Source organism: Armatimonas sp., assembly GCF_043757465.1.
Lineage (GTDB): Bacteria > Armatimonadota > Armatimonadia > Armatimonadales > Armatimonadaceae > Armatimonas.
The window spans coordinates 18,974-29,882 of record NZ_JAYVPL010000031.1 but is presented as its reverse complement, the minus strand read 5'-3'; the positions used below and the strand labels follow the sequence as shown (position 1 = coordinate 29,882).

11 protein-coding genes and 1 pseudogene are annotated in these 10,909 nt (G+C 60.7%); 9 read left to right on the top strand and 3 right to left on the bottom strand.

The features are described from left to right. Positions 1-107 precede the first annotated feature (107 nt). From ACH2ED_RS04605 to ACH2ED_RS04580, 6 genes and pseudogenes are all read left to right on the top strand, one after another. Positions 108-317: pseudogene (locus ACH2ED_RS04605) on the top strand (serine/threonine protein kinase); the annotation flags it as partial. Next, the gene (locus ACH2ED_RS04600) at positions 297-776 is read left to right on the top strand and encodes a PQQ-binding-like beta-propeller repeat protein (RefSeq protein ID WP_395089033.1); all 480 of its coding nucleotides are present in this window, start codon (positions 297-299) and stop codon (positions 774-776) included. The pseudogene ACH2ED_RS04605 and the gene ACH2ED_RS04600, both read left to right, overlap by 21 nt. 87 nt (positions 777-863) lie before the next feature. Further along, complete coding sequence (locus ACH2ED_RS04595) at positions 864-1,805, top strand: DUF3187 family protein (RefSeq protein ID WP_395089032.1); 942 nt, start codon at positions 864-866, stop codon at positions 1,803-1,805. Between the two features lie 118 nt (positions 1,806-1,923). Beyond that, complete coding sequence (locus tag ACH2ED_RS04590; protein ID WP_395089031.1) at positions 1,924-3,129, top strand: ParB/RepB/Spo0J family partition protein; 1,206 nt, start codon at positions 1,924-1,926, stop codon at positions 3,127-3,129. 9 nt (positions 3,130-3,138) lie between these two features. Next, a complete protein-coding gene (locus ACH2ED_RS04585; RefSeq protein WP_395089030.1) occupies positions 3,139-3,900 on the top strand; it encodes a hypothetical protein in 762 nt (253 codons plus the stop codon). A 29-nt stretch (positions 3,901-3,929) separates the two neighbouring features. Then, the gene (locus ACH2ED_RS04580) at positions 3,930-4,271 is read left to right on the top strand and encodes a translation initiation factor Sui1 (protein WP_395089029.1); all 342 of its coding nucleotides are present in this window, start codon (positions 3,930-3,932) and stop codon (positions 4,269-4,271) included. A gap of 5 nt (positions 4,272-4,276) precedes the next feature. Here the strand turns inward: ACH2ED_RS04580 and ACH2ED_RS04575 are convergent, their stop codons facing one another. Further along, on the bottom strand, positions 4,277-5,629 hold the full coding sequence (locus tag ACH2ED_RS04575; protein ID WP_395089028.1) for a hypothetical protein: 1,353 nt from the start codon (positions 5,627-5,629) through the stop codon (positions 4,277-4,279). Positions 5,630-5,801: 172 nt separating this feature from the next. Between ACH2ED_RS04575 and ACH2ED_RS04570 the strand changes: the two genes are divergently transcribed. From ACH2ED_RS04570 to ACH2ED_RS04560, 3 genes are read left to right on the top strand one after another with little or no spacing between them, the layout of a single operon-like run. After that, positions 5,802-7,037, top strand: coding sequence for an NAD(P)/FAD-dependent oxidoreductase (locus ACH2ED_RS04570; RefSeq protein WP_395089027.1), 1,236 nt, complete (start codon positions 5,802-5,804; stop codon positions 7,035-7,037). Positions 7,038-7,042: 5 nt separating this feature from the next. Continuing rightward, a complete protein-coding gene (locus ACH2ED_RS04565) occupies positions 7,043-8,554 on the top strand; it encodes a UxaA family hydrolase (RefSeq protein WP_395089026.1) in 1,512 nt (503 codons plus the stop codon). A 17-nt stretch (positions 8,555-8,571) separates the two neighbouring features. Beyond that, positions 8,572-9,648, top strand: a complete 1,077-nt coding sequence (locus ACH2ED_RS04560; protein WP_395089025.1) for a hypothetical protein — start codon at positions 8,572-8,574, stop codon at positions 9,646-9,648. On the opposite strand, the gene ACH2ED_RS04555 is transcribed toward ACH2ED_RS04560, so the two are convergent. Together ACH2ED_RS04555 and ACH2ED_RS04550 are read right to left on the bottom strand one after the other, a co-directional pair. Then, positions 9,645-10,547, bottom strand: coding sequence for a diacylglycerol/lipid kinase family protein (locus ACH2ED_RS04555; RefSeq protein WP_395089024.1), 903 nt, complete (start codon positions 10,545-10,547; stop codon positions 9,645-9,647). The two genes, ACH2ED_RS04560 and ACH2ED_RS04555, sit on opposite strands and share 4 nt — an antisense overlap. Continuing rightward, positions 10,498-10,866 (bottom strand): hypothetical protein, encoded by a 369-nt coding sequence (locus tag ACH2ED_RS04550; RefSeq protein ID WP_395089023.1) that lies wholly within the window; start codon positions 10,864-10,866, stop codon positions 10,498-10,500. The genes ACH2ED_RS04555 and ACH2ED_RS04550 overlap by 50 nt, the downstream gene beginning before the upstream one ends. Positions 10,867-10,909 lie beyond the last annotated feature (43 nt).

The following is a 10,909-nucleotide window of genomic DNA, read 5'->3' as shown; positions in this document are numbered from 1 at the left end:
AAGCGCTCTGTTTTTGGCCATTTGCCGGTGGGAATCGTGGCGCACCGTCGCCAAAAGAAGGCTGAAAAGTCCCCCGCAATTAGCGGAAACTAAAGTTCGACACCAAAACGGGCGAGCCGCTCTGGCAAGTGGAGCGCGATGAGAAGAGCAACTGGGCGACGCCGTTTGTCTGGCAGAGCGGCCCCCGCACCGAGCTTGTTGTCCCCGGCACCCGCGCCGTGCGCAGCTACGACCCAAGCAACGGCAAGCTGCTCTGGTCGCTCAAGGGGATGTCCAGTATCACCATTCCCACTCCCATGACCGGCGACGGCCTGCTCTTTGTCAGCTCGGGCTATGTCGGAGATCAGCTACGGCCTCTCTACGCCATTCGCCCGGGAGCCAGCGGCGATATCACGGGAAGCGCCGCACTCGCCTGGTCGAATCCTACCGCCGGGCCGTATAATCCGTCGCCGCTGTTCTACGAGGGCCGAATCTACGTCCTCTACGACCGGGGCCTCTTCAGCGCCTTCGATGCCCAGACCGGCAAGCCACTCTACGACCGGGAGCGCCTGCCGATTGGTTCTGGGTTTACGTCGTCACCCTGGGCCGCAGTCGGAAAAATCTACTGTCTGAGTGAGGACGGCGTCTGCTATATTCTCAAAGCGGGCGATAAATTCGAGCTGCTCCAGACTAACCGCCTCACCGATGACGACATGTGCATGGCCACGCCCGCCCTCGCGGGGGATCGTCTGCTCATTCGTACGGCAAGCACACTCTACTGCGTAAAAAACAAATAAGTAGGTTACCCATCCTGATGTCAGTGTACAAAGCGCTTGGTGACCAGAGCGCCATTGAGGCGATCCGCTGCGGGTAAACTGTTTTTTATGTACTCTCTGCCTGCTGATCCACCCGCGTTCTTTGGCCCGCTTCCCGTTAAAGTCCAGACCAGCCTGAGTGGTGTCGCCACGCTTCTGGAGCCCGAGCGGGTGACAACTCTGCCCCCAGGAGCACGGGAGCAGCGCCTACGGCTCGATATCGGCAACAACGCTATCTACCACGGGGTGGCGGCGAGATTTGTCTACGATGACTCTGAGATTCAGAACCTGCGCCTGGGAGAGGCGTATGGGCGGGCCTGGGGCGAGTGGAGCTGGCAAGCGAGTTTGGTGCAGCGCACCGGGGGCTTTCTCGACCCATTGATCCGATTTTGGCACCAGAATGTCGTGCCATTTACCGATTCTGTCTTCAGTAAGATCGCCAATGGTCAGGTACGAAGCGAGGTACGCGATGGGGCAACTGTCTTTGAGGATGGCGGCTCGGTGGCGGCACTGACCTCGGTCACGCTCAGTGCACGGCGTCCTGTGTGGTCTGGAGTGTCTGCGCGTGCGGTCGTGAAGCTGCCCGTACGGGGGCGGGAAGCACTTTTGGATAATGGGGCAGTGGATCTCGGGGTCGGGCTGTTGGGCGAGATGCGCCTCACGCCGCGCTGGAGTGCCCATGCCAACCTGAATCTGGTACGGGCAGGGACTACGCAAGTCGGCCCCCTGACACAAGGACAGCGCTGGCTCACAGGGAGCGTGGTAGCCGCTGAGTTCCAGAGCGCCCCGCACACAAATCTTGTGGTTCAGATGGAAGATACAAGCTTTCCCTTCAACCGTGGGCTGCGCGGCAGGAGCAGTCGGCGCCAGCAGATGAGCTTTGGAGCCTGGCACCAGGCCGATGCCAAGACGCGCTGGTACGCCTCTATTGCGGAGAATATCTACCCTTTTCTCGTGACCAGCTACACCCCCGATGTCATGCTTTCCTTGGGAATTGTTCGTAGGCGCTAGGGAAGTACCTCGGAAAAATACCGAAATGCACCTAAGGATTCTTGCAGGCTTTCCAACCATATAACCAGATGGGATAGAAAGCCCAAGGGGAGACTGTCTCCCGGGGAGCCTTGCTTCGATGTCGTTTCAGTTTCTGCCACTAGAAAAAATACGCGCTGCTGAAGATCAGCCACGCAAAACCTTCTTCCAGGAATCCCTGGAGGAACTGGCTGCTTCGATTAAAGAGCGGGGTGTTCTTGAACCAATAGTTGTCCGTCCACACAAAAAGTATCCTGGCTTCTATGAGATCATCATGGGAGAGCGGCGCTACCGGGCAAGTAAGCTCGCGGGCATGCCAACCATCCCCGCCGTCATCCGTGAGATGAACGATGAGGATGCCGCAGCGGATGCACTCCTGGAGAACTTCCAGCGCGAGGACCTCAACGCCATTGAGAAAGCGCGTGCGATCCAGGGTTTGCTGAAGTTCATGTCCTATGAGAAGACAGCTCGGACACTGGGAGTCTCGGATACCACTATACGACGGCTGCTTGACTTATTGGAACTTCCCGAGGCAATCCAGGCTGAGCTAGTGACGAGGCCGGGCACCATCGCCGTTTTTGGAGAGGGGCATGCACGCGCTCTTCTGACTCTCAATAGTGACCCGAAGACCCAGATGCGCCTTGTGGAAAAAGTAAAGGCGGAGCGAATGGGGGTCGGGGCGCTCGATCAGATCATCCGGGCGATTCAGCAGTACCCTACAAAAAAAGAAATATTCCTGCGGGTGACTGGCTCAGTGGCTGATCAGATGATCCGCTCTTTCCGCTCCAACGAAGAGAAGGCGAAGCCCTACAAGAGCCAAACAGCAAAAGACCACCTCAAGGGAATTGACCGTAAGATCAACGATCTCACCGATACCCTGGATGGCCGTGTCGTGGACTTTATCTCCGTTGAGGAGATGAATCACCTGCTCGCCTCTCTAACCCAGATGAGCAAGCACATTGAGTCGTTTACGGGGAAAGTGCGCCAGGCACTCGAAAAGAAAGATTACGGTTTTCGCGAGGTCTACATCCACTGTCCTCTCTGCGGTCGGATCGAGCTGATTGGTGCGGTGCGCTGCTCCATCTGCTGGACCGTACTACGTCGGTGCACGGACTGTGGCAGCTATGATGTGGCCAATGGACGCTGCTCTGTCTTTTCTAAAGAAGTGAACACAGAGGAGGCCGAAGCGCCTTGTGAGACCTCACTGTCCTACCGCTGCGTAGAGTATCGCCCCAAGTTTGCCCCAAAAGGACTGCCTGTGGTTGGTGAGACGCGGGGCGGTGGTGCGGGCTTAAGAAAGTTTTAGAGACAAACCATGCGAATTGGACAAAAGCTACGTCAGGCCATTACTTCCAGTTTTATCGAGGTACGCCTCGATGAGGAACACACGGTGCCCACGGTCATCGTTGCGCCCCCACGTGCCCAGGAAGCTATCTACACGCCCGAGCCTCTTGTGATTCCGGAGCCGCTTCCCGAGCCGGAACCCGATCCTCTGACCCCGCCTGATCTCTCAGCAGCCCTCAAGGAAGATGGCTCGCTCAACGACAACACGATCTACAGCGGAGTGTCTTTGTCTGCGGTGCCTTTTAACGCCGAGCAGGCAGTCGAGATACTGGTCGGGATGCCCTATGGAGTGACCGCACGGGGACGCTGTGAGACGATGAAGCAGGCTATCTCGGTGGTCACTACAGATCCTTGTAGTGCAGGTCATCTCGTGGTCAGCGATGCGGCGCAAAAAATGGTTGCCCTCAATCAGTATCTCACCCGTAATCGAGGCGAGCTGAAGGCTTTTCGACGTAATGTCGCCGAGGAAATGGAGCGTCTCCACGAGCGGCTTAATGGGCTCCGTGTCATGGTGGACGAGACCAATGCGAACTACCAGGCCCTAGAGGAAGCGGGGCGGGTTCGCGTTGACAACCTTACTGGGGTGATCGCTTTCTTCGATGAGTTCCAGGCTTATCTTCGTCTGGAAGAGGATAGTGTCTCAGGGCAGGGCGGCGGCGAGCTTCCTGCCTACCTACGCGACGACACGGCGATGAAACTGCTGGGGGTCGCGAAAGAAAAAGAAGTGGCATGATACAGCCTCTCCCATGATATAGTTTCTTCGTGGGACTTGTCTACTCCACCGAAAAAGGACGCCTCTGCCCGAGCTGTGGTGAGGCTGTTTGTGTCTGTAAGAACAACCCCGTTCGCTCGCTAATCCCGGGCGACGGGGTTGTTCGTGTTGGTAGGGAAACCAAGGGGCGCAAGGGTGCGGGGGTCACGACCATCCAGGGCCTCCCTCTTGACGATGCCGCGCTGGCAGCACTCTGTACCCAGCTCAAGAAGCGCTGTGGCACCGGTGGTACGCTCAAAGACGGCGTGATCGAGATCCAGGGCGAGCACCGTGATAAAGTCGTCACCGAGCTAAGCGCCCAGGGCTACAAAGTCAAACGCGTCGGCGGCTAAGTCGCTTAATTCCGCCGGGCATCGGTGTCTCGGATGATATTGCTGACAGCGGTCTTGTTGAAGCCCTTGAAGCCCTCCCAGCGCTGGAGAATTTCGAGATGGCTCCCGAGAGCCCCGACCGTGGCGAACTTCTCGGCCTGCTCGCCAGTAATATGCCCTGCGGCCACCAGCGGCGTGAGGCGCTCCGGGGCAACGATCCAGGGCTCCCCCACCGTGAAGGCTTGCCAGAGCATCAGTAGCTCGGTGAAGGGAGCCATCACGAGATGCCCGGCGGCAGTGGCATCGTCTTTGATGCGCTGGCAGAGAAACTCGCACTCCAGATGATGCATCCCGGCGGTGGCAATCGAGGAGCCGTGCAGGGCGCACCACAGACCAATCGTGCCGAGAGTCTCACGGGGAGCCAGCTCGATTTTGGCGAAGTCAAGATCTAGCTCTTCCGGGGCAATGTCCACGTCGGCGAAGATCACCACGCGGCTCTCGGGATGCTCCAGCACCTGCGCCCCCCAGCCCGCCTCGGCTCCCGCGTAGAAGCGCTCGCGGCAAATAAATCCCATCATCACAAAGAGCCGGATCAGTGCGGGAAAGGCAGCGCGGGAGCAGCGGTAGGTGTGGTGGTCGTGGTTGGCCCACCCGATCCCGATGGCCTCCTGCCGGGCATACTGCCAGCGTGCCGCCGCATTTCGTGCCAGGTAGTAGGCACGCTCGGCGGCGAAGAACTCCTCGGTAGCACGGCCCCGCCCGAGCGTGGCAGCATGCTTTTCAAATATCTCCTGCGCAGTGGCAATGCTGGCCTGGTCATCGTCGGTGCGGAGCCGGGCCGCAAAGTCGGCGCGGGCGGCTTCCAGGCCAACAGGCGGTTTCCCGGGCGCAAAACCTCCGTAACCGCGCCGGACAATGGGCATGAGCTCGCCGTGGGGCAGACTGAGATGGCCACACTGGTACGCGGAGTCCTCGTGGCCGTGGCAGGCTTCGAGCGCCAGATTATTCTTGGCGGCGAACTCGGCGATATTCTCCACCCCGAGTGCGAGGCACGGGGTCGTGCGTTTTGACTTCACCCGCAGGCGTGGCAGGCGTGCACCAGGGTGCTCCCAGACGTCATCGCCTTCGGGAAGCGTGTTTTTAACGAGCCCAAGTGCTTCCCATTTCTCGGTAAGCCCGCCGCTGGGAGGCAGAATCCAGTGATCCACTAGCGCCAGAATATCTACCCCCGCTTCGATCTCCAAGCGCTGGGCAAGCTGCGCGATTAGCGGGTTCTGGTGTGCAAAATCAGTGAAAAGTGCCTGGAAATAGGCTGCTGCCTCTGGGCAGCGCGGCCAGGGGCCAGCTGTGTTCTCCGCGTTGGTTGAGGGTGTACTCATGGCTTCAGTGTACCTGGCATCCCTCCCCCTGCCCCCTCCCTTCCCCGTATTTCCTCCTTCGTCGGCGGGAAAGAAGGGGGGAGTCCGGATTTCCCCCCCCTCCCTTCGCCCCACGGAACGTGGGTTTCAGGCGAAGGGAGGGGGCAGGGGGGAGGGATGTTACAATAGCCTCGTGAAAGTCATAGTGATCGGTGCGGGAGTGGCGGGGCTGACGTGTGCACGACTGCTGGAGAAATCCGGCGCGGAGGTGGTGGTCTACGAAAAGTCCGACGGGATCGGGGGGCGCGTGCGCTCGGATCATACGAAGGGCTTCACGCTGGATCGGGGCTTCCAGGTGTTCTTTACGGCCTACCCGGCGGCACAACGACAGCTTGACTATGCGGCGCTGGAGCTGCGTACTTTCTCGCCGGGGGCTGTGATCGCGCAGGGGGACAGGCGGCATATTCTGGCGGATCCTGCGCGCGACCCTGACTCCCTCTTGCCGTCGCTGCTGACCGGGATCGTGACGCCCGAGGATAAGTGGCGCACCTGGCAGCTCTCAGGCGAGGTGGGGGCCAAGCCGACCAGCGCCCTTCTGGACGGCCCCGACGAGACCACGGAGCGTTTTCTCAAGCGGCGCGGGTTCTCACCGCTCTTTGTGGAGAACTTTATCCGCCCGTTCTTTGGGGGTGTCTTTCTGGATCGGAGCTTGCAGACATCCGCACGGGTCTTTCAGTTCTGCTGGAAGATGCTCGCGGAGGGCGATGTCGCGCTGCCTGCCCGCGGAATGGGAGCCATCGCGGCCCAGCTCGCCGCAGGACTGGACATTCGCCTGGAGTCGCCGGTGGAGAGCCTCACCGCGCTGGATGCCGACGTGATTGTGGTGGCCACGCCCGCACCCGAGGCGGCGCGGCTCACGGGGATCGCCACGCCCGAGGGCAGTGTGGGCACGACAACGCTCTACTTCGCCGGAAAAGTCCCGCTCTGGCAGGGCAAGAAGATCCTCCTCAACGCCAACTGCGATGCATTTGTCAATCAGGCTGTGCTGCTCACCAACACCGCCCCGGAGTATGCCCCAAGCGGCGAGTGCCTTCTTGCTGCCAGCATTATCGGTGTCCCCAGCACCGACGAAGACAGGCTTTTTGCCGCCGCTCTCACGGATCTGCGGCGGATGTTCACCGGCGACACCGCGGCACAGTCCGCGCTGGCGACCTACCGCCCACTCGCAGCCTACCGGATTCCCTACGCGCAGTTCGCCCAGCCGAAGAACTTCTGGCAGACGCTTCCTAAAAATAGCACAGCGCTTCCCAAAACCTACTTCGCCGGGGAGTTTACCGCCGCGAGCAGCACCAACGGAGCCATTCGCTCCGGGGAGAAAGCCGCCTCGGCGATTCTGGCAGGAGCAAGCGAGAGCCATGGCGAATACTAGAGGCCATGGAAGCCCGCGCCCTTAAGATTCACCCCGACGACGACGTGGCCGTTTTGCTCTCCCCTGCGATTGCCTCCGGGACGCATGTTCGTATCGGCACCACGGATTACTACACCGACCAGGCCATTCCCTCCGGCCACAAGATCGCCCTTCGTGCTCTGGCAGCAGGCGAGGTGGTGCGCAAGTTCGGCCAGCCTTTCGCCCGTACCACTCAGGCCATCGCCCCCGGCCACTGGCTGCACACGCACAACGCCAAGACCATGCTCGGGGCCAACGAGGCCTACGAGTACGTTCCGTATAACCCACCCCCCAGCCCCCGCCCGGCGGGGGAGTTTAGGGGGTATTTGCGCGCTGATGGGAAAGTGGGCATTCGCAACGAGCTGTGGGTGTTGTGCACGGTGGGCTGCATCAATAAAATGGCTGAGACGGTGGCACGCGAAGCGCATGCAAAGCTGGCCGGGAAAAACGGGATTGATGGGGTCTATGCCTTCACGCACCCCTACGGCTGCGCCCAGCTCGGCGGAGACTTACAGCAGACCCGGCGGCTGATTGCGGCGCTGGCGGCGCACCCGAACTGCGCGGGGGTCTTGCTCATGGGCCTGGGCTGCGAGAACAATGCGCTGATGGATCAAGTGGCCGCGTTTCGCGTGGCGGATCAAAACCGTGTGCGCTACTTCTCCGCCCAGGAAGTGAGCGACGAAATTGGTGAGGGCGTGCGGCTTCTGAGCGAGCTGGCGGAGATTGCCGCCAAGGATGTCCGTACGCCGCAGCCGCTCTCTAAACTGGTGCTGGGCATGAAGTGTGGCGGCTCCGATGGGTTCTCGGGGCTCACGGCAAATCCACTGGTCGGTGTGCTCTCGGATCGCCTCGCCGCCGCCGGGGGCGTGAGCGTGCTCACCGAAGTGCCGGAGATGTTCGGCGCGGAGAAACTTCTGATGCAGCGTGCCGCCGATGAGCCCACTTTCCATGCCATCGAGCGCATGATCAACGACTTCAAGGACTACTTTCGAAAGTACAAAGAGCCGATCTCGGAGAATCCCGCACCGGGAAATAAAGCGGGTGGCATCACAACGCTCGAGGAGAAGTCGCTTGGCTGCATCCAAAAAGGCGGCGCACTCGCTCCCATTGCCCATGTGCTTGGTTACGGTGAGCCTCTTGCCCCCCATCCCAAACCTGGAATCGCCTTGGCCTATGGGCCGGGCAGCGACGTCGTTTCCTGCAGCACTCTGGCGGGCGCGGGCGCTCAGCTTGTGCTCTTTACCACGGGCCGGGGGACGCCTTTTGGCACCTGCGCCCCGACTTTTAAAATCTCCACCAACTCCGGCCTCGCACAGCGCAAGCCTGGCTGGATTGACTTCGACGCGGGCCGCTTAGTCGAAGAGGGCATTCCCCTAGAAACCCTCGCCGATGAGCTCCTCGACCTCGTGATTCAAGCCGCGTCGGGCGAGTACTTCACTAAAGCGGAGCAAAACGGCTGCCGCGAGATTGCACTCTTCAAAGACGGCGTAATTAACTAAACCGAACGGCAGAGAAAATGATGAAGATTTTAGTATTTGGAACGGGTGTTTTACTGCGTGGCCTGATCGCGGACTGTGCCGAAAAGGCGCAGATGCCCATCACGATGATCAGCTCAACACCGTCGGGCGATGAGCGAGCCCGGGCACTAGTGGCCAGCGGTGGGAAGTTCACCCTCCGGGAGCGCGGCCTAGCCAGCGATGGCAGTGTGGTGGACACGGTGCGCGAAGTTTCGATTATCGAGAGCGCTCTCACCGCCAGCGACGATGCCGAAGCGGTTCTTGCAACCGCGAGCGACCCAGAGATCGGGCTGGTGATCAGCAACGTGAGCGAGTCGGGCTTTAAGATCACGGAGCCTAAGGAACTCTCGTTTCCCGGACGGCTGACGGCGTGGCTGCGCACTCGAATGGAGGCGGGGGGGGCGGGCGTGACAGTTCTCCCCTCAGAGCTGATCGCCGACAATGGCAAGAAGCTGCGCGGTATGGTGGCGGAGTGTGACTCCGACTCGGTGTTTCTGGCGTGGCTGGACAGCACCTGCGTTTTTTGCGACACCCTCGTGGATCGTATCTGCACGCAGGACGACACCGACCCGCTGGCCGCGATTGTCGAACCCTACACGTTCTGGGCGATCCAAGGAGAGAGTGTGGGAGCGCTAGGCGCACTCGCTGCTGCAAATCCCGGCGGGATCGTGGTGGCGGAGAGCATTGAGCGCTTTGCAATGCGAAAAGTGCGGATTCTCAATGGCCTGCACACCGCGATGGCCAGTATTGGCCCGAGCCAGTACGGTGTCACGACTGTCCGCGAGGCACTGGAACACCCCGAGCTTGGCCCGTGGCTGGAGTCGCTCTTAGGGGACGAGATTCTCCCCGCTATTTGTCCTCCGCTGGAGAAAGCCGACGCCGAGGCGTTTGCGGCGCTCACGCTGTTGCGTATGAAGAACCCCTTTCTAGTGCACAAGCTCTCGATGATCGCTGTTGGGGCCGCTGTCAAGTGGGACGCGCGGCTTCTCCCAACTATGGCCGCCTACGAGGAGCGCTTTGGTAAAAAGCCCGCACACCTCACCACTTGTCGGGAAGCGTTCCTGGCGGCAACCTAGAATCGCCGAGGCGCTTTGACGCGTAGGGCGTGGGGGACGACACTGAAAGTGGCGGGGGTGCTGCCGCCCAGGTCACCGTCGTGCTGGAGCGTCAGGGGAATGTCGGCTTCCAGGGTGATGTGCTTCCCCTGGAAGATCCAGACACTATCACTCTGGGAGTGCCGTCCGAGAGCCATGTCGGCGAGCTGGGGTAAAAATGCGGCGTTTCTGACGGCAGCAGGGAGATTCGGGGCTGTAAAGAGCGCGATGTCGAGCAGCCCGTCGTCGAGGCTGGCGTCGGGCAGGAGCCTGAGGTCGCCACCGTAGAGCGACGTATTGCTGACGGCGACCAGGAAGACATCGGTCTCGGGGAGCGCGTTGCCGTCAATGGTGACACGCACTGCGTGGGGGGTGAACGTCGCGAGCGCCCCGACGGCGGCAAAAGCATAAGCCGTTGCCCCGACAGCGCTCTTCAGACTCTCATTGACCTGCCCCACGGTCGCACTGTCCACGCCGCCCGAGCAGACCAGCAGAAACGTCTCCCCGTTGCAGATGCCCAGGTCAATCCGGCGCTCCTCACCACTGAGCCCAAGATCCACGGCAGCGAGAGGATCAAGGAGGGGAATGCCTAGCTCGCGTGCCAGCACATTGACCGTACCCGTGGGAAGAATGGCAAGAGGAATATCGGTGCCCTGAAGCGCCTGCGCCGCCGCCCGAATTGTCCCATCACCACCCGCCACAAAGAGGGTGGTCGCTTCGGAGAGGAGCTCCTGAGTGAGGGCCGTAATATTCTCGCCGGGCCGCAGAGTCACTTCCGTCCAGCGTCCCTGCCGCTCTCCCAGCCGTCGTCGTGCTGCCTCCAGCCAGGAGTTACTGCCCGTGCCGCCGGAGCTCGGGTTCGAAAGAAGAAAGATCCCCATGGAAGTACCGTACGCTTGATAAGGCGTCAAGGTTCCGGAAAACGGACTCGCGGATCTGAAACTTTGCTCCAGATCCGCGATTTTGCTCTCTATTTCCCGACCCTGTTGTGGGCGCGGCTCCGTACTCGGCGGCGATCAGCAGAATCTTGCCGGTCTTGCTGTCGAGCGTGAGTGTCTTGGCACGGGGCAGTGTCTTCAATGTCTGTGTTACCTCGAAGCTCGTGGGGGATTTCTCCTTGATCACCGTCAGCGTGCCGTCGCCCTGGGAACTAAAGCACTCGCCCGTCTTGGGGATCTCGACAGGCGACGAACAAGACATGGTTTTTCACATCTAGCGCCAGGCCCGCATTACCACCGCCTTT